20 protein-coding genes are annotated in these 18,203 nt (G+C 52.2%); 10 read left to right on the top strand and 10 right to left on the bottom strand.

Annotated features, from left to right (window positions below):
* Positions 1-97: 97 nt before the first annotated feature.
* The 4 genes from KHS78_RS04370 to dksA form a co-directional block, all read right to left on the bottom strand.
* Complete coding sequence (locus KHS78_RS04370) at positions 98-649, bottom strand: YfiR family protein (protein WP_211825457.1); 552 nt, start codon at positions 647-649, stop codon at positions 98-100.
* Positions 650-660: 11 nt separating this feature from the next.
* Positions 661-2,718, bottom strand: coding sequence for a TonB-dependent receptor plug domain-containing protein (locus KHS78_RS04375; RefSeq protein ID WP_211825459.1), 2,058 nt, complete (start codon positions 2,716-2,718; stop codon positions 661-663).
* A gap of 111 nt (positions 2,719-2,829) precedes the next feature.
* Positions 2,830-3,732, bottom strand: a complete 903-nt coding sequence (gene gluQRS / locus KHS78_RS04380; protein ID WP_211825460.1) for a tRNA glutamyl-Q(34) synthetase GluQRS — start codon at positions 3,730-3,732, stop codon at positions 2,830-2,832.
* A gap of 11 nt (positions 3,733-3,743) precedes the next feature.
* On the bottom strand, positions 3,744-4,187 hold the full coding sequence (gene dksA, locus KHS78_RS04385; protein ID WP_211825462.1) for an RNA polymerase-binding protein DksA: 444 nt from the start codon (positions 4,185-4,187) through the stop codon (positions 3,744-3,746).
* A 412-nt stretch (positions 4,188-4,599) separates the two neighbouring features.
* Here dksA and sfsA point away from each other — a divergent pair, with 412 nt between their 5' ends.
* Positions 4,600-5,328, top strand: coding sequence for a DNA/RNA nuclease SfsA (gene sfsA / locus KHS78_RS04390; protein ID WP_211825464.1), 729 nt, complete (start codon positions 4,600-4,602; stop codon positions 5,326-5,328).
* 38 nt (positions 5,329-5,366) lie between these two features.
* On the opposite strand, the gene KHS78_RS04395 is transcribed toward sfsA, so the two are convergent.
* The 5 genes from KHS78_RS04395 to hutW form a co-directional block, all read right to left on the bottom strand.
* Entirely contained in the window at positions 5,367-6,026 is a 660-nt protein-coding gene (locus KHS78_RS04395) for a DUF2959 domain-containing protein (protein WP_211825466.1), read from the bottom strand.
* A complete protein-coding gene (locus KHS78_RS04400) occupies positions 6,019-6,225 on the bottom strand; it encodes a YqaE/Pmp3 family membrane protein (protein WP_211825467.1) in 207 nt (68 codons plus the stop codon). Before KHS78_RS04400 ends, KHS78_RS04395 begins: the two co-directional genes overlap by 8 nt.
* A gap of 30 nt (positions 6,226-6,255) precedes the next feature.
* Complete coding sequence (locus KHS78_RS04405; RefSeq protein ID WP_211825472.1) at positions 6,256-6,573, bottom strand: Rieske (2Fe-2S) protein; 318 nt, start codon at positions 6,571-6,573, stop codon at positions 6,256-6,258.
* 92 nt (positions 6,574-6,665) lie between these two features.
* Positions 6,666-7,175 (bottom strand): heme utilization cystosolic carrier protein HutX, encoded by a 510-nt coding sequence (gene hutX / locus KHS78_RS04410; protein ID WP_211825474.1) that lies wholly within the window; start codon positions 7,173-7,175, stop codon positions 6,666-6,668.
* The gene (gene hutW, locus KHS78_RS04415; RefSeq protein WP_211825476.1) at positions 7,172-8,524 is read right to left on the bottom strand and encodes a heme anaerobic degradation radical SAM methyltransferase ChuW/HutW; all 1,353 of its coding nucleotides are present in this window, start codon (positions 8,522-8,524) and stop codon (positions 7,172-7,174) included. The genes hutX and hutW overlap by 4 nt, the downstream gene beginning before the upstream one ends.
* A 200-nt stretch (positions 8,525-8,724) precedes the next feature.
* Between hutW and KHS78_RS04420 the strand changes: the two genes are divergently transcribed.
* On the top strand, positions 8,725-8,997 hold the full coding sequence (locus KHS78_RS04420) for a hypothetical protein (RefSeq protein WP_211825478.1): 273 nt from the start codon (positions 8,725-8,727) through the stop codon (positions 8,995-8,997).
* A gap of 257 nt (positions 8,998-9,254) precedes the next feature.
* Here KHS78_RS04420 and KHS78_RS04425 read toward each other — a convergent pair whose 3' ends face one another.
* Positions 9,255-11,432, bottom strand: coding sequence for a TonB-dependent hemoglobin/transferrin/lactoferrin family receptor (locus tag KHS78_RS04425; protein WP_211825479.1), 2,178 nt, complete (start codon positions 11,430-11,432; stop codon positions 9,255-9,257).
* A 217-nt stretch (positions 11,433-11,649) separates the two neighbouring features.
* Between KHS78_RS04425 and KHS78_RS04430 the strand changes: the two genes are divergently transcribed.
* The 8 genes from KHS78_RS04430 (at position 11,650) to KHS78_RS04465 (ending at position 18,006) form a co-directional block, all read left to right on the top strand.
* A complete protein-coding gene (locus KHS78_RS04430) occupies positions 11,650-12,420 on the top strand; it encodes an energy transducer TonB (protein WP_211825480.1) in 771 nt (256 codons plus the stop codon).
* A 77-nt stretch (positions 12,421-12,497) separates the two neighbouring features.
* A complete protein-coding gene (locus tag KHS78_RS04435; protein WP_211825481.1) occupies positions 12,498-13,181 on the top strand; it encodes a MotA/TolQ/ExbB proton channel family protein in 684 nt (227 codons plus the stop codon).
* Positions 13,178-13,600, top strand: coding sequence for an ExbD/TolR family protein (locus KHS78_RS04440; protein ID WP_211825482.1), 423 nt, complete (start codon positions 13,178-13,180; stop codon positions 13,598-13,600). Before KHS78_RS04435 ends, KHS78_RS04440 begins: the two co-directional genes overlap by 4 nt.
* Positions 13,601-13,602: 2 nt before the next feature.
* Positions 13,603-14,472 carry a heme/hemin ABC transporter substrate-binding protein gene (locus KHS78_RS04445; protein WP_211825483.1) on the top strand — a complete coding sequence of 290 codons (870 nt, stop codon included), beginning with the start codon at positions 13,603-13,605 and terminating at the stop codon, positions 14,470-14,472.
* Between the two features lie 272 nt (positions 14,473-14,744).
* On the top strand, positions 14,745-15,791 hold the full coding sequence (locus tag KHS78_RS04450; protein ID WP_211825484.1) for a FecCD family ABC transporter permease: 1,047 nt from the start codon (positions 14,745-14,747) through the stop codon (positions 15,789-15,791).
* A gap of 2 nt (positions 15,792-15,793) precedes the next feature.
* Entirely contained in the window at positions 15,794-16,573 is a 780-nt protein-coding gene (locus tag KHS78_RS04455) for a heme ABC transporter ATP-binding protein (RefSeq protein ID WP_211825486.1), read from the top strand.
* A gap of 115 nt (positions 16,574-16,688) precedes the next feature.
* Positions 16,689-17,537 (top strand): ChaN family lipoprotein, encoded by an 849-nt coding sequence (locus KHS78_RS04460; protein ID WP_211825489.1) that lies wholly within the window; start codon positions 16,689-16,691, stop codon positions 17,535-17,537.
* 271 nt (positions 17,538-17,808) lie between these two features.
* A complete protein-coding gene (locus KHS78_RS04465) occupies positions 17,809-18,006 on the top strand; it encodes a hypothetical protein (RefSeq protein ID WP_211825491.1) in 198 nt (65 codons plus the stop codon).
* The last annotated feature ends 197 nt before the right edge of the window (positions 18,007-18,203 follow it).

Here is an 18,203-nt window from a genome sequence, read left to right on the forward strand (position 1 = left end):
AGACCTGACTGCCTGTAATGAGGGCTCATGGTAAACGGGTGAACCGCAAAGGGAAAGGTACAACTGCCAGGTTGGATCGATGTTGGTACGAATAAGGCTAGCGTATAACGCGCGACATTCTCAGTAGCTGTGAACCGATAAGAAACCCACTGGCCCGGGTTGCCTTGAGATTGACAACCAGTCTGATTCTGTCCTTGCTTTCGTTCAGCTCAAACATACCGCCGTTCGTTGCGAATGCGGGGATGTCGCTGACGGTCAGCACAGGTTGTGTAGCCAGCAGTCGGATAAGTTCATGAAACTGGTGAGCGGCGGAATTATTGATAAACGCCAGATGGCATAAATCGGTTTTCTTTAACGCTTCGTAGTATATCACGTGTACTTGCTTGCCTGATAGCTTCTTGCCACTGAGCGTTTTTAGCTCACGGTTAATCGGCCCCTTTCCAACCATGCAGACTCTTAGCGTGTTATTGGTGAGGGTTTGCGCTGGCCACTGCACATACTTGAGTGCCTTCAGGAGTATGACGGCTTTCAATTGGCTGCTGTCATTACTTTCTGCGTTGGCAAGGTGACTGAATAGACAGGTTGATAGCAGGGCGAGCAGGGCTATCATCCGTGAAAAGGGGGCTGGTTTCTTCCGAAGATTGATCATGATAGTCATCCTCAGAAATCCCAACTGATTTTGCCATAGATACTTCTGGGAACTTCCGTTGTTATCTGACCTGAGAGGACATCCACGAATTCAGGGTGGCTGCTATCCAACAGGTTTTGGCCAGTGATGGAGAGCTCCATGTTGCCAAAACGTTTTGCAATACGGATGTCCATGGTTGTCAGCGATGGCAAGTTGATGTCAGGAGCGGACAGACTGTCGCTGTAACGCACCCAGATATCCAGCTCAAATCCCTGCGGCAGGTTGTGCCGGCTCATCAGGCTCAGGCTATTCTGAGCGCTGGTTTCCTCTTGGGTTTTTTCACTGTTTTTGGCGATGGCATCCGAGCGGTTGGCCTGCATATCCTGTTGCAGGTGGCTATAGGCGACTTTTAACAGCCAGTTCTGCCTGATTTTCCAGTCCATGCTGAGTTCCAGACCGTAAGCATAGCCATCCAGCAGGTTCTCCAGCGTGGTCCGTTCACAAGTAGGTAAGGCAACGGCCGGTTGGCTGGCGGTGAGGAAGTCTGCGCAGGCGCCCAGATCAACCTGGCCGCTGAGACCGTCAAAACGGTTTAAAAAGAGCGTGCTGTCCATCGACAGCTTGTTATTAAACTGCCGCTTATACCCCACTTCCAGGGCGATAAGTTTTTCGGAATTCAGTGAGTCATTACGGTTGTATTGGCGACCAGGGTTGATGATATCAATACCGGTCTCCGCCATGGTGGGGGTTCTTACCGCCTTGGACAGGGCTGCCCAGAAGGACTGAAAAGCATCGGGCGTGTAAATCAGGCGTGCGTTGGGCTGTAGTTCATAGCCTGTGATGTCGTTATGTTCGATTCGCCCACTGAGAGTCAGGTGCCATTTCGCTGGAACCAGAGTGAACTCGCCCTGCATGTAGGCACTGTACAGTTCAGTGTCCCAGTGATTGGGCGTGATCACCATGCTGTCGTATTCACTGATGGTGTGGCTGTGGAAGTCATCATCTACATAGCGATAGCCCAACCCCCAGATGATGCTGGTGGCGCTGGATAGATCAAAGCTGTACTGGAAATCGATGTCCCAGCTATTGCGATCTTCATCCAGGACATAACTGTCGGCTTCATACCGGTCATACCAGAACTGCAGCACAGCTTCGGAGTTGTCTTCAAGGGTGCGCGTCCAGCGCCAGTGCGTATTTCCGCCAAACTGGCGAGTATCAAAGGGATGAAATACCGGCAGGGTAATGAAACTATTGACGATGCCACTGTCGAAGGCGGTAGCCGGCACATAAGTTTCGCCTCGGTAGATATCGCCTTTGAACATAAAGGTGTCCAGGGCGCCCTTATCCCAATCAACCCGAAAGCCGGCCTGTTTCATTCGACGATTGTCTTCTGCGCTGGCGTTCAGATACTGCTCACGGGCAGCCAGGGTACTCCCTAAGTCATCCTGTGCACCCTGCTCAAACTGTTTAACATAAGCTCGATAAGAGATGTCGTCTCCGATTTGGCCGCCATGGCGAATGGCGCCGAATCCTTTTTCAAGATCACCGGCACCCAGTTCTGCGTACGTTCCCTGAGTGACCCGTGCGCTGCGGGTAATAATATTAATGACACCGTTAACCGAGTTTGCACCCCATAAGGCGGCGCCTGGTCCACGAATCACTTCAATGCGTTCGATGTCCGCTAACAGCATGTCCTGATTTTCCCAGTGAACACCGCCAATGAATGGGCTGTAAATGGAACGGCCATCAATCAATATCAGGATTTTGTTGGAGAAGATGCTGCTGTTCCCGCGGGCGCTGACAGACCAGGTATGGTTGTTGAGTTTGTAAACCTGAAGCCCGGGCGCCATGCGAAGGATATCGGGTATTGAGCGTGCGCCACTTCGACGGATATCTTCCTGGGTGATGGAGTAAACAGCGGCGGGTGCCGCAAGAATGGATTGTGATTTTCTTGATACGGAAGTGACTTCTGAAGCAACCAGCTGTTCCAGATTCATATCCAGCAGTTGATCAGCCTCATGTCCACGGGCAATTGCCGTGAAGCTGATCATGGATAGATAAAGGATGATCCACAGCGGTCGTACTGTCATCAGCTGCCTGGTCCTTGGCAAGTTTATTTCGATTCTTAATAAAACTTAGTACAACGTTTGTGAAACGCAATAAGACAGTTTTATGAAACGTGGCGCATGAAACGTTGCACGTTAATGGTGGGAAACGCTGGGTAGACTGAGTTCCAGAATGGACAGAGTGTGTGGTAGTCTTGTAGGCGACCAGTGACTTGTAGCGTGTGTCAGAATGGTTTCTGGGTCTGACAGCATCATGGAGTCATCAGCGGGGATGTGAAGTGCATGCAGCGCCTTCAGCAGCATGGGAATCGGATTGTCCAACGGCAGAGGTGGCGCTAGATTTTGCTTGCTGAGTTTGCTGCCGTCAGGATTGATGATGACAGGAATATGTGCGTAAACCGGCGTGGACACATTCAGATGGCGTTGCAGGCAAATCTGTCTTGGCGTTGAGTCGAGTAAGTCAGATCCACGCACAATATGCGTGATCCCCTGGCACGCATCATCGACAGTCACTGCCAGCTGGTAGGCAAACAGTTGGTCTTTCCGGAAAATAATGAAGTCACCCAGCTCCGTCATATCAAACCGCTGTTTGCCTTGAATCTGGTCATTGAATGTTATGACGTCATCGCCGCAGTTCAGTCGAATGGCAAAGGGAGTGACCGGGTCGTCTGTACGTTTGCGACAGGTTCCCGGGTAAATGTTGTGGTACTCGGCCAGTTCTTTTCTGGAGCAGGTGCAGGGGTAGGCAACGCCCTGTTTACGCAACTGGGTGATCGCTTCCCGGTAGGCGTCATAACGGTCATGTTGCCAGACCAGTTCGCCATCCCAGGTCAAGCCATACACTTCCAGCGCCTTTAAGATCGCAGTGCTGGAACCGGATACTTCGCGGGGAGGGTCAATGTCTTCAATGCGGACATACCATTCACCCGCATGGGCTTTGGCGTCCAGATAGCTGGCAAGTGCTGCGACAAGGGAACCGAAATGCAGAGGGCCGGTAGGCGAGGGGGCGAAACGCCCCCGGTAGAGAGTAGCTGCCATAGACGGGGATATCAGGATCCCAGCTGGCGCTCTTTGATTTCCGCAAGCGTCTTGCAGTCAATGCACAACGTGGCGGTTGGCCGTGCTTCCAGACGACGTATGCCGATTTCGACACCGCAGGAATCGCAGAAGCCATAATCGCCTTCGTCTATACGTTGAAGCGTTTGGTCAATCTTTTTGATCAGTTTCCGCTCACGGTCACGTGTTCGCAGTTCCAGACTAAACTCTTCTTCCTGGCTTGCCCGATCGGCAGGGTCCGGGAAGTTGGCGGCGTCGTCCTTCATGTGGGTGACCGTTCGGTCAACCTCTTCCATTAACTCCCGCTTCCATTGCTGGAGAATATTGGTGAAGTGTTCAACCTGTGCATCGCACATGTACTCTTCACCCTTCTTCTCCTGGTAAGGCGAGAAGTTTTTCAGCAGGTTGCCTGTCTCTGGCTTGTTCTGTGCTGACATGGTTTCAGCCCCGTTTCTCTCCAAGTCATCATCCTGAAGGAGGCAAAGCCCCCCGAGTAGGCCGCTCTGTGGTAAATACCTGTCGGCAGCTTCTCAAGGAGCGGAAAGCTACCAGAACATTTCTAAGGATGCTACAAGAAAATGTTTCAGGTCACGTAAAACTTTTCCATTCTAATTAGACTTTAGCCAGATGGAAACGCGTACCAATAGATACAACAAAGTAATTTTTAATAAATAAAATATTTTTAATTACTTATAGGTCTTTTCAAATGATAGCAATTTGTGAGTCATTAATTCCAACTTTCTTAGTATTTGCTGTTTTTCTGGAATAGTTGTGTCCCGTATTTCTCGATAGAATGTCGGTTTCTATCGATCGTTGAAATACCGTCTATCGCCATGAGAGAGGGGTTCCGTGCAGTTTGATCCGCCGTTATCAGAAGCCAGACTGATCCGCCGTTACAAACGCTTTATGGCCGATGTTGTCCTGCCGGATGGCTCAGAGATAACCCTGCATTGCCCGAATACGGGGTCGATGAAGCATTGTCAGCCTGAAGGCGCCAGGGTCTGGTATTCGGATTCCGGCAACCCCAAACGAAAATATCCCTGCACCTGGGAGCTGGTGGAAGTCCCCGTGACTCAGCAGGGTAAAACCGGGTATGTGATGGCGGGGATCAATACCGGACGCTCCAATGCACTGGTGCGAGAGGCCATTGAGCAGGGCGTCATTCCCGTATTAAACGGTTACGACACTATTCGCCAGGAAGTGAAATACGGTGATGAAAACAGCCGTATTGATCTGCTGTTATCCGCTGAAGGGCGGCCGGATTGTTATGTGGAAGTGAAAAATGTGACGCTGGCCATGGGGGATGGCCTGGGACTCTTTCCAGACGCCGTTACAACGCGGGGAACCAAGCATCTTCGGGAATTAATGCGGGTGGTGGAATCCGGCGAAAGGGCCGTTCTGGTTTTTTGCGTACAGCATACCGGTATTGATGTTGTAGCGCCGGCCGATGCGATTGATCCGGTCTATGGTCAGGTATTGCGCGAAGCGATGAATGCGGGGGTCGAGGTTGTGGCCTGCGGTGGAACCCTTTCAGCAGAACGGATCGCACTGGATCGGTGTCTTGATGTGCGCGTCTAATGCTGGTGCCGGGCGCTGACCCGGCACCGCAGTCATCACTACTGTTTCTTCAGGGTATTGATAAATGCCTGAGACTCTCTGATAGAGGTCTGCATCTCTTGCAGCAGTTTGTCGATATCAGACTTGATGCCGCTGAATTCGCCTTTCAGCGCCGCAATGGCCCGCGCGTTGAGGTTGTGCTTCAGATAAAGAACCTGGTCATGCAGGGCATCCAGTACCGGTTGCATCCGTTTCTCGGATTTCACCATGCTGGCCATCATCTGGTCATAACGACGACGAGTGTCCTTCAGTTTCCGGCTACTCTCGGCACGCAGGCTTGCGCTGGAGTACAGGTTGAGCTCATCGTCCCATTCATCGAACAGGGCTTCGGAAACATCACGTACGCCGTTGATGCGCTCGCGCACTTTCTCAGCGGCCGAATAACTGCTTTCGTACTCGTCATTTAAACGGTTGTAGACGGATTCCAGGTCTCCCCCATCAAAGGCGACCACACTGCGGAACTGATCCAGTGCCGACTGGAACTGCTCCTGAGCCTCCTGCTGGGATTGCTGGGTGTCCTCAATCCGGTCAACCATGATATCCCGTTTGTGGAAGCCAACCTGCTCCATGGCCTTGTAATAGGTGCTCTGGCAACCAGACAGCATGACGCCTGTCAGTAACAGGAACGACAGCTGTCGTAGTGCGGATGCTTTAATCATTATTTTTTCCCCGTTCGATCGCATCAATGACTTTATCCGTACGTTTGTCTGCCAGGTGGCTGTGAACGACAAACAGTGCATGTGCGGCACCCGGTATCCAGAAACAAAGGGTCAGGATCAGGTTCAGTATCGCCTGAAACGGTTTGCCACACAGCAGTACGGCAATGGGAGGAAGCAAAATGGCCAACAGGTAACGCATGCTAAGGTGCTCTCAGGTGGTTCGATTCGATCAGTCTGGCAGGTACAGGGTATCGTCCAGGATTTTATAGGAAACTTGGGTCAGGTGGTCGCCTTCGCAGGGGCCGACAACGCACTCACCGGTTTCCATCAGGAACTGTGCACCGTGGGTAGCACACTGAATCAGCCGTTTCTCATGATCCAGAAACTGATCCGGTTGCCACTCCAGGTTGATACTCATGTGCGGACAGCTGTTTTCGTAAAGGTAGATTTTACTGGCTTTCTTTACGGCAAAAAAATCGCCTTTGACCGTAGTAAAGCCTTTACTGCCATTTTCGGGAATCGCATCCAGACGACAGAGTTTTATCATTTTGATCGCGCTGTGGAAAAACGATGGTGTGCCATTCTAGCGCAAGAGGAGAACAGGCTGCACCGTTATCCGGTACAGCCGTAGAGAAAAGATCAGGCGGCCTGCTGTGAGGCGAGTTGCGCCAGCGCCTCGAAACGTTCCTGTTGTTCCGGAAGAATCTGTTTCTGTTCATTGCGGCTCAGGTAAATCTTGAACATGCAGCGACCACTGTGACTGAAGAACTGGACTGAACGGGTATCAACACCATGGAACGGTTTGCTGACCAGGGCGATAAGGCTGATCGCATCGGGCTTCAGGTGACCTTTCAGAGGCGTACGACGGTCACTCAGGTTGTAATAGCCATACTTCATGCCTCCCTTGGGAAACGGTCCCTTCAGTTCAAAAATAGACCCATCGACATCAATCACGGTTAGGATGTCGCCCCAGTCCTTGATGTCTTTCACAACGGTTTCGAACAGGGAGCCTTCCAGCAGCGTTACCATAGTTTCAGGCAGGTGACGGATAACTTCGATTTCATCAACTGCCAGTTCTGCGGCGATATCAGCAGGCAGTCGTTCAGGGTTTTCAGTGATCAGACGGTGTACGTTATCACGGATGCTCATGCTGCAAGTTCCTCAAACGGGCTGGCTTCCATGTAATGGATCAGGCCCTGATTCATATTGATGTTCCAGAACTGTCCAGCCAGGGTTAGTTCCAGAAAGTCGCCCTTATACTCGGCCAGGCCATTGTTGACCCAGGCGTCAAACAGGGGCGCGCAATGTGTCGCCACGTCATACCCTATGGTGCGTTGAATGCGCTTCATATCCAGCCAGCCGAGGTCAAAACCGCCACCAATAACATTATGAAGTTGTCGCATGGGCTTCGGTGCAGTCATGGCCATGATCGGTTTTCGACCGGCAGCGATCATGCCGAAATAAGGTTCAAGGCTGCGGTGCATCATGATGCCGTGTCCGGCAATGTTGCCACCGGCACCGGAACCGAACGGTATGATTTCTGCGCCAGCCTTGACGCTGTGGTTATAGATGTTGCGTTCCCGGCCGTCCCTGGCCCAGTGACTGACGCTGAGCCGACGGAAATTATGCTGGCTCAGAATATCTAGTCCGGTCAGGAACATGGTGGCCTTCATGGCATTGTCGGCAGGTTCCGGCATGGCGCCTTTTTCGATGGACTTTGCCATACGACTGGTGCCGTGCAGAACCAGTTGATACAGGTCGGCGCCATGAATATCGCTGTTAATGAGGGTGTGAAGGTCTTCTTCCCAGGTGTCCAGTGTCTGGTAGGGCAGGCCGAACAGCAGGTCGATGACCACGGCTGCCTGATCCAAGCTAACCAGCTGGTCCAACCGTTCCAGCAGGACTTCCCGGGCATCAATCCGGCTCATCTTGCGACGGATAAAGGTATCAAACGTCTGGGCGCCAAGAGAAAACCGGTTGAAACCGGCAGACATGCAGGCTGCCATTTTGTCATCGGATAGTCCGCTGAAGCGAGATTCAAAGGTCATCTCGCAGTCGTTGGACAAGGGGAGATGCTGACGAATAGCGTCTCCCAGTCGTGTGATTTGCTCTGGTGTCAGATCTGTCGGCGTGCCGCCGCCAAAATACACCGCGTGAATAGGACGTGCCTGAGTGCGGGGGCTGGCGGCGGTAATCTCTATTTCCCGGATCAGTGCATCGACATACTGTTCAATCAGGCCCGGCTTGCTGGCATTCTGGAAAAAGCCGCAATAAGAACAATGGGTGCGACAGAACGGGATATGGAAATAGGCCAGACGTTTACCGGGTTCACCGGGGTCAGCCATGAGTCGTTGCCAGGTCGCGACCTGTTGCTCCGGCGTCAGCGGCTGAGGACGGTTGTTAACATGGGCGGAGGTTTTACCACTGAACGCCATTCGTAGCGGATCAGGGGTTGAGTAACCTGTCATCTCGGGTGACAGCGGGGGATGCGTGGACATATTGGGAACGACAGGTCTGTTGATGATTGTGCAAATAATAATGATTAGCATTAAGATCTTTGTTGATCTGTATCAGTTTTGAACAGCCTTCTTCTGACAGGATGTCCTCTACACCGTATGCCGTTGTGATTCCGTGTTAAAACATAAGAGGATTGTGGAAACCATAATGTTCTACTTGATACTGTTCCAAGGAGCTGGGGATGCGTAGTGCGATTTTTTTGATGCTGTTATTGTCAGGCTACAGTTTTGCAGACAGTGATACCGAGTGGGTGGTCAGGTTGGATTGTGACAGTTTTGCCAGCCGTGAATGTTATGCTGCAAGCAATGGCTCTTACGCATCCATCAATGGTGCAAGACGATTTGCAACGCGGTATGAGGCAGAAACCTTTTCTGAGACGTTAACATTCAGTTTGCGTATGAAATCTCCTCGTGTCGTTGAAATTGTGAAACAGGTTGCTGAGAACACTCATTGATTACAGGCGTGCTCACGCGAAGCAGTAGTATGAGATAACGAACATTCCAATTTGTTGCCTGTTGGCATCAAGTTAATGGTGTTGATGTGTTATCAGAAAATGTGTCTGGTAAGCCATTAGAGCCAGTGAGGCATAGTCGTTGTTGGTTTCATGCTGCCAACAGGAAAGATCGATATTTTGAATGTTATTGTTGAAAAAAAGCCGCCCGGATGGGCGGCAACGGTTAGCGAACAGCAAAACAAATTTTTGGAATCCGTTTAGAACTCCCACTTGGCGCTGACGGCGACGTTACGGCCGGGTTGGGTCAGACGGTCAAACCCAACATAGGTAGTATCCCGGCCACGTGCGTTGTCCCACTCCATGTACTTCTTGTCGGTCAGGTTGAACAGACCAGCACGGAGGGTGATGTCCTGATGCGGTTTGTAGTAAGCCGTCAGATCCACAATGCCATAACCTGATGGCACGTACTGCTCATTGCCACTGGATACTTCATTATTGGAGACATCGGAGCTGCTCTTGCTTTTCACCAGTGTCCAGGTCAGTTCACTACCCCACAGTTCAGATGGATCATCATAGGCAAGACCAAAGACGCCTTTGAGCGGCGCAACACTGTTAAGCGGCTCGCTCTTGGCATTATCCTGCTTACCTTCGCCATCTGCGTATGCGACGGATGCCTTCAGAGAGGTTCCCATGGGCGCGTTGATCGCTTCATCCAGCCAGAGTTGACCTTTGATTTCTACACCCTTGATGCGGGCTTCAGAAATATTCTGTTCCTGTGTAATTTGCCAGTAGCCCGGTGCTGTTGGCAGGTAAACAGTATCTATGAAGTCTTTGTACTTGTTATAGAAAGCGGCAATTTCGAAACTGCCGAGGTGGTTGTTGCCACGAAGACCCAGCTCAAAGGCATCACTGGTCTCCGGCTTGAGGTCAGGGTTGGCCAGTTGCTTGTAGCCATGAGCAGGGTTATCCATTGTCTGATACATATCGATCAGATCCGGCGCCTTGAAGCCCTGGCTGTATTGCGCAAAGGTGGACAGGTTCTCTGTCAGTTTGTAGACGGCACCCAGGCGACCGGTCAGTTTGCCTTCCTTGGTGTCTTTCTGCTCGGTGGTGTAGCCGCTGTTGCTTTTAGGCTTGTACTCGTAATGATCATAACGAATACCGGGCGTTATACTGAGGCGGTCGGTGACCTGAATATCGTTCTGGGCAAAGATGCCATAGGTCAGTGAATCTACTTTGGGAATGATATTTTCTTTGCTGGAACTGTTATTGCCAAGATCCAGCGTTGTCTGATCATTGGTAAATTCGGTATCGACCACATCAAAACCGTAAATGATGTGATGTGTCAGGCCGCTGAGTTCAAGGGTTTTGTCGAGTTGGGCGCCTAGTTGATAGCTCGTTTCCGAATAATCATATTTTTTGATTCGGTCATTGTATGAGCCGTAGGCCGGTATAGTGGTCTTTTGATCGGTGGTACTGTCCTGCCAGTCCAGGTGCCATTTCAGGTTGTCGAAAGCCGCCAGGTCCGCATCCCATTCATGGGTGAAACTCAGTCGCGAGCGTTTCTTTTTGTCGTCGCCTTTCGTTGTGCTGGGGAGGTATTTGTCAGACATCAACTTGTAGTCTGTTTGTGACTGCAGGAATTCCCCGGTGACTCCAATACGATGATCGTCGTTCAACTGGTACTGCGCCTTGGCAAGAAGATTGTCGCTGCCGGCATCCAGCGGGTTGGCCTGGCCACGGGCTTCACCGGTGATGTTGGCGCCGCCATGGGTTTCGGTTTCCTTGTAATCACGGCGGGTGTAAACCAGCATGGTTTCCAGGTCGCCGGTGCGATTGGCCAGCGTGAGGGTTTCTGTCAGGCCTTCATCGGCGCTGGTGTACCCGCCCTTGATGGAGCCATAGGTGTCATCACCTTCGGGTTTCAGGTAGTCCGCCGGGTCCTTGGTGGTAAATGCGACAATACCGCCCATGGCATCACTGCCGTAGAGGCTGGAGGAAGGGCCCTTAACGATTTCGACGGCTTTCAGCGTGTCGATATCAATGAAGTTTCGTTGGGATTCCAGGTAGGTATAGCCGGAGTCGAATGATTGGGGCTGGCTGATGCCGTCAACCATGATCTTGACGCGGTTGCCGCCCAGGCCCCGGATATTGATGTCCTTGATGCCTGCACGTCCTTCAGAGCCAACCTGCACACCGGGTTCATAGCGCAGCATGTCCTTGATGTTGCGGGCCATCTCTTTCTCAATCTGCTCGCTGTCGATAACGGTGACACTGGCGGCCACATCTTTCAGCTGCTTCTCGGTCCGGGTGGCCGTTACGGTGACCTGGTCCAGCATCGAGGCCTTGCCCGTTTTAACCGTTTCTTCCCCCATCGCCTGTGTGGCCGTTGCCATCATGACGGCGGTAGCCAGCAAGGTGCGCTTGAACTTCATGATTGTCCCCGTGTCTGCAACTCGTAAAGGTCGGTTGTGTGTTGTGTGAATTATCGTGAGTGCTGCGGACTATATCGTTGACATGCATCAAATGCAAATCATTCTCATTTGTATTTTTGTTGCCGCGCTTATAGGCTTTGGTTATGATATCGCCAGTTTTTCAATGCTTTATATGTGCCTGATCGCTGTAAGCAGCAGGCAGGTGCAGGATCGATCCATGAACCAGATTTCATTCACCTCTCGAGCCCTGGAGGGCTTTTACAGCAGCGGCAGGGCCAGTGTCTGGCTGATGCTGGTAGTGTCGGTGGGTGTGCATGTTGCATTGTTGCTGACCCTGCCGGAAAAACAGGCGCAGGCGAGTGTCTCTCTGGGCGCACTGGCTGCGCCGGTCAGTGTCAGCGTCAGCTTTGCAGCGATTCAGAAGCCTGCCGTTGTTCAGCAGGAAACCCCGGTTGAACCATTACCGGAACCTGAGCCGGTCAAACCGCCGACACCCAAAAAGATTGTTGAAAAGTCGCGCATTGTGCAGCGGCCAGAACCTGAGCCTGTAAAACAACCGGAACCGAAAAAGGAACCGGTGGAAGTCGCTGAGCAGAAACCGGACGTGGTTGAGCAGAACGTGGCACAGGAGCAACAGCTGGCTGCACAGCAAACCACAACGGTTGAAGCCGAGAACACCGGCGTGGCAGATGACATGGTGGTCGTTACCGATCCGATGTTCCGCAGTACACCTGATCCTCTGAACTATCCCAGGGCTGCCCAGCGCCGTAACCAGCAAGGCAAGGTAATGGTGGAAGCCATTGTGGATGAGCAGGGCAACACCATGGATCTGAAGGTGCTGGAATCCTCCGGATTTGCCCTGCTGGATCGCGCCGCGCTGAAGTGGGTGGCGGAATTGGAGTTTATGCCCGGCAGTCGCGGTGGCGCTGCCCGGTTGTCACGGGTCCATATGCCCGTTGTGTTCGCCCTGAAGGGACGGCGTGGATAGGTCTTTTATTCAATATCCCCGTCATTTGTTTTGTACCAAAACCGTTTTTTGAGTTTGTTTGATACAGGTAATTCATTATGTGGCAAGAATATCTCTCACGTTTGGGGCCGGTCAGCTGGCCGCTGATCGTACTTTCCTGCCTGTCACTTGCGTTTATCCTTGAGCGGACGCTCACTTACCTGATGCTCCCGTCACTCAGTCAGCGTCGGGTACGCACCATGATGCGCAATGTTGAGTCATGTCGGGCAGAGAACCGTCAGGAAGACCTGTGCGCTAACCTTTGCACTCAGGGGCATTGTCTCAGCAAAGGCGTGGCGGTGTTGCTGAGCCATGCTGGTAGCGGCAAAGCTGTCAGGGAAGAAGTGGCGGGACTCTGGCTGTTGCGTCAGCGCCAACGTCTGCACGCCTGGCTTCGATTCCTGATGCTGATTGGCGTGTTAAGCCCCATGGTCGGCCTGCTGGGCACCGTGATTGGCATGATCGAGATGTTCCAGGGCATGGCCATGAGTAGCGGACCGGTTACACCGGCGGTGCTGGCGGATGGTCTCTGGGTAGCCATGTACACCACCGCCTTTGGCTTGATCATCGCGATTCCTTCGTTGGCGGCCAGCCATGGTTTCACGCTGTGGGCCAATCATTACATTAGCCGACTCGAGTTTGTTCTGAACCATGTCAACCTGCTGATGGAAGGCGTCAATATGACGGAAAACGGCATGAGTGATTCGGGTCGGGTGGTGGCCTTTCGGGAACGGGCGGCATGATCAGCATTTCCTCGAATGAAGAACCCCAGGGTTCACTGCTGCCTGACTTGACGCCCCTGCTGGATGTCATCTTCATTGTCATGGTGTTTCTGATGTTTACGGCGAATGTCGCGCCCAATGTGCTGAAAGTGGATCTGCCCGAAGCGGGTGCCGAAGCCGCAGTGACCCTGCAGGAGCCCGATACGCTGGCTGTGAACCTGATGCCCGGGGAGGAAGGCTGGGCCGTTGATGGTCAACGCTTCTCCGACTGGGATACCTTTGCCGCGGCATTGAAACAGCGTGTCGCCAGCCAGCCGGAACGACCGCTGATGATTGCAGGGGATCGAAATGTGCCGATGGAACGTCTGGTTCAGCTGTTGGCGTTTCTGCAACAAAACAATATGACGGCTGCACAGATTCAGATGGAGGATGCACAGTAATCATGGTTATGCTTCGGAAGTTCCAGTGGCTCAAGTCGTTCAGGTCAGTCACTGCCGCGATCAGTCTGTCTGTCGTCACGGTTGCCCAGGCCGTCGAATCGCCTCGTATTGTGACTGTCGGCAGCAGTGTCACTGAACTGGTCTATGCCCTGGGTGCCGGAGAACAGGTGGTTGCCGTGGATGTTACGAGTCAGCAACCACTGGCAGTGCATCAATTACCGAAGGTGGGTTACCACCGTGCGCTCTCCACTGAGGGGGTGCTGTCCCTGCGGCCTGACCGCGTCATTGGTTCTGATGAGATGGGACCACCGCCGGTGATCAAACAGCTGCAGGCGACACAAGTCAATGTAGATATCCTGACCACGGATGCTTCAGTGCAAAATCTGTATCAGCGGATTGAAAAGACGGCCGCATTGCTGAATAAGCCCCAGGAAGGCAGCCAGTTGCAGGCCAAAATCCAGCACGACATTGATGCTGCCAAAGCCCGGTTTAAGGGCGAGAAACCCCGGGTGCTGTTGCTGTTATCCCATAATGGTACACCCATGGTGGCCGGCGCCGGCACGACCGCTGATACATTGATTCAACTGGCTGGGGGAAACAATGTGGCAGCCAGCCATTTTGAGCGCTTCCGCCAGGTATCCGATGAAGCAGTATTGTCGATGCGTCCGGATCTTATTCTGATCACACAGTCCTCCCATGAAGCGCCGGATGAATCCAGAATATTGGCCATGCAGCCAGGACTCGCTATGACGCCTGCCGGTATCAGCAAGCGCATTGTCCCTGTGGATGGCTCGTTACTGGTCGGTGGGCTTGGGCCGCGTGTGGGTGAGGCCGCGCTTGCGCTGGCCACTGAGTTTTATCCGGAAAGCTGACCATGGTTGTTGTGAGCGCGCGCGATGTGTGAGGTATTCAGGCATCATCCTGATGGATTCTGTAAGTATTGTGTAAATCGCGTGTTAAAAGCGCCAGGAATATCAGTGCTCGCATCTATACTGGGTTCCTCTTCAGTCACCTGATACTGAATGCTGGAAGAGAGACAGGAGTCATTCCTGCCTCCAACACAGACAGCATGGTATCACCCGCCGGTATGACGTAATGATTGCGCCTGTTTGCCGGCCGGGTTGTTTGAGAATTGTTTTACGGAATGGATAGAGAAAAAAAGGCCCGTCTTTTTGTTACGGGACTGCTGATACTTTTACCTCTGGTTATGCTGCTGTCTATTGGTACAGGGCCGATTCCAGTATCTCTGGCAGATACCGTGGATATTCTGATGTACCGCCTGGGGATTATTTCTGTTGAACCCGACCGACAGCAACAGTTAATCGTTGAGGCTATTCGTCTTCCCCGTACACTGCTTGGGGTGCTGGTTGGCAGCAGTCTTGCCGCCTGCGGCGCTGCCATGCAGGGGCTGTTCAGAAATGCCCTGGCGGATCCCAGTATTATTGGCGTTTCCAGTGGTGCAGCGCTGGGTGCCGGACTCGGTATTGTATTAGGTGGCACCTGGCTGGTGTCAGTGACCGAGTTGTTTCAGGCGTATACCGTGTCTGTCGCGGCGTTTGTGGGTGGATTCACATCAACATTGCTGGTTTATCGGATCGGTACCACCAACCAGGGAACCTCAGTGGCCACCATGTTGCTGGCAGGTATTGCCGTCAGCGCTCTGAGTGGCGCCGGTATTGGCCTGATGAATTATGTGGCCGACGACTCCATGCTGCGCAACATGACCTTCTGGCAGATGGGCAGCCTTGCCAGCGGCAACTGGCAGACCATCATCATGGCGGCGTCCTGCCTCATTCCCCTGCAGTTATTACTGATCAGCAAGGCGCGCGGTTTGAATGCCCTGTTACTGGGAGAATCTGAAGCTCGGCATCTGGGACAGGATGTACAGAAACTCAAGCTGCAACTGATCCTGATTACCGCGCTGGGCGTGGGGGTTGCTGTCGCGGTGGCGGGTATGATCGGATTTGTCGGACTGGTGGTACCTCATCTGGTGAGACTGTCTATTGGCCCCGACCATCGCTGGCTGCTTCCTTCTTCTTGCCTGCTGGGTGCGATGATTCTGCTGGTGGCTGACATTATTGCCCGTATCGTGATTACCCCGGCGGAGTTACCGATTGGTATTGTCACAGCATTGCTGGGTGCGCCCTTCTTTATTTCCCTCCTCTGGCAGCAACGCAACAGGATCGGCTGAAGATGATCTGTCTAAACATTGATGGCGTTACCGTCAGGCGGGGCTCCCGGGATTTATTGTCCGATGTTTCATTGAAGCTCAGTGCCGGTGAAGTGGTTGCGGTGCTTGGCCCCAATGGTGCCGGGAAAAGTACGTTGCTCCGTGCCATTACGAACGAATATCCGCCAGACAGTGGACGAGTGCTTCTGGGTGAAAAACCGGTATCCGACTGGACGCCGTTAGAGTGCGCGCTACAGATGGCGATATTACCCCAGTCGTCATCCCTGAGCTTCTCCTTCACGGTGAATGAAGTGGTGCAGATGGGGCGAACCCCCCATGCCAGCAGCCGGGAGCATAATCAGGATATTTGTCGACGGGCGCTGTTGGAAGTGGATGCCTTGAGCTTTGCGAATCGCAGTTACACCCACTTGTCAGGCGGCGAGAAGCAACGCGTCCATCTGGCGAGGGTGTTAGCCCAGATCTGGGAACCGCCACTGGTCGGGAACCGGGTATTATTGCTTGATGAGCCAACCTCTGCGCTGGATCCACGGCATCAGCATCAGACTTTGGCGGTTGCGCGTGCGTTTGCCAGCCAGGGGGTGGGTGTCATCGTGATCCTGCACGACCTGAATCTCGCCGCCCAGTATGCGGATCGGATTGTGATTCTGAAAAACGGCAGGAAATGCGCAGATGGTTGCCCGGCAGAAGTGCTGACCCGGGAGACCATTCATTCGGTCTTTGATATCCGGGCCATGATTATGGCGCATCCGGTGCATGGTTATCCGCTGGTGGTGGCTGAATAGTGCTTACGCCTAAGGCGTTGCATTTTCTGGGAAGAGCCCGCCAGTTCAGAGCGCCTGATGGCGTGGCAGAAGGAACCTATTAATGAAAGTTACCCACTTGTTTAGGCGCCCTGCTGTGGCTTTACTGGTTCTGGCGCTGTCTGGTTGCAGTGTATTCTCTGCAGAGAAACCTCTGGCATCACGATCTATCGAGGTTGTGACTACCGGCAACTCTCTGACGACGCCCCAGCTGTTATCAACATTGGAAGCATCAGATTATGTGATTCTTGGCGAACGCCATGACAATGCTGAGCATCATGCCTATCAGCTGGAAGTGCTTCAGGTCTTGTATCAGGCAGGATGGCTGAAACAGCTAAGCCTTGAAATGCTGCGTCCCGGCCAGCAAACCGGTATGGACAAAGCGTATGCCAGAAAACTGACGTTGTCAGATGAGCTGCGCGATACGATCGGGTGGGATAAAAACTGGAACTGGGATTTCTACGGTCCCATCGTTGCCTGGGCGATTGCCAACCAGGTGCCCGTGCGTTCAGCCAATATGGATCGCGATGAATTGATGGCGATCTATCGTGAGCAGGTGACGCCATCCCGAGACGTTATTGATGAGGCCGCGATTGCCTCGATCCGTGAACAGATTCGTGAATCGCACTGCGGCATGGCTGACGATACCATGCTGGATGCCATGACCCGTATTCAGCAGGCCCGGGATACCCGCATGGCAGAGAGCCTGATCCAGCGAGCGCAGGGTGTTGTTCTGTTGGCTGGTGCGTTCCATGCCCGCAAGGATGTGGGGGTACCGCGCTATGTGCATCAGCTCCGGCCGGAGGCCAGACTCATCAGTGTCGGATTCATTGAAGTTGTGGATGATCACCTGCCTGATGCGAAGGCACAGGCTCATACCTATGATATTGCCTGGTTCACCGGCGCTGTTGATCGTAAAACGCCCTGTGAATTGATGAATAAATAGTGCTGTCATCCAATGGTCATCCAATGATTCAGAGTCATATTGCCGGATATGGCTCTGGATTGATGATTTAAAATAAATGATTTTTTATATTTCTATAACTAATAATAAAAATTTTATTTATTTCCGAATGTAAGGTTTCCTGTCTAAAAAATATCAGTCTCTAATGGTAGTATGATTATTTTTACCGATAGATCGTAATTCGTGACTTCTATTGCTCATTGTTTTGCCATAATGGAATGCGAACAATGATCCAATCAGGGGAGTAAATAACGTGGATCTGATGGCACTTCTTTCAGGGTTCAGTCCCGTTGGCTGGTTTCTCATGGTAGCCAGTATTATTGGGTGGATAATATTGTGTTATTGGATGGGGGAGTTTTCAGAAAAACGATGGGGAGATCGTGAATCGGGAGCCCTTCTTGGTTTTTTTGCTCCTGGATTGTTTCTTCTTGTTTTCTGGTTGATTCGTTAATGCCAGCCTTCTAATAAACACGATATAATGTACTTACATTTTTACATGATATTTTTGTTGACGTTTATGCCACTTATATTGCCGGCGGGTGCCTTAATGAATCTAAAATTATAAGGATTAACTGCATTTTTCTTTGATGGATTGTTTTTAATAATATTTCTAATAGCTATAAAAAATTATATTCCTAAAAGGATGTT

The organism is Kistimonas asteriae (assembly GCF_018263925.1).
Lineage (GTDB): Bacteria > Pseudomonadota > Gammaproteobacteria > Pseudomonadales > Endozoicomonadaceae > Kistimonas > Kistimonas asteriae.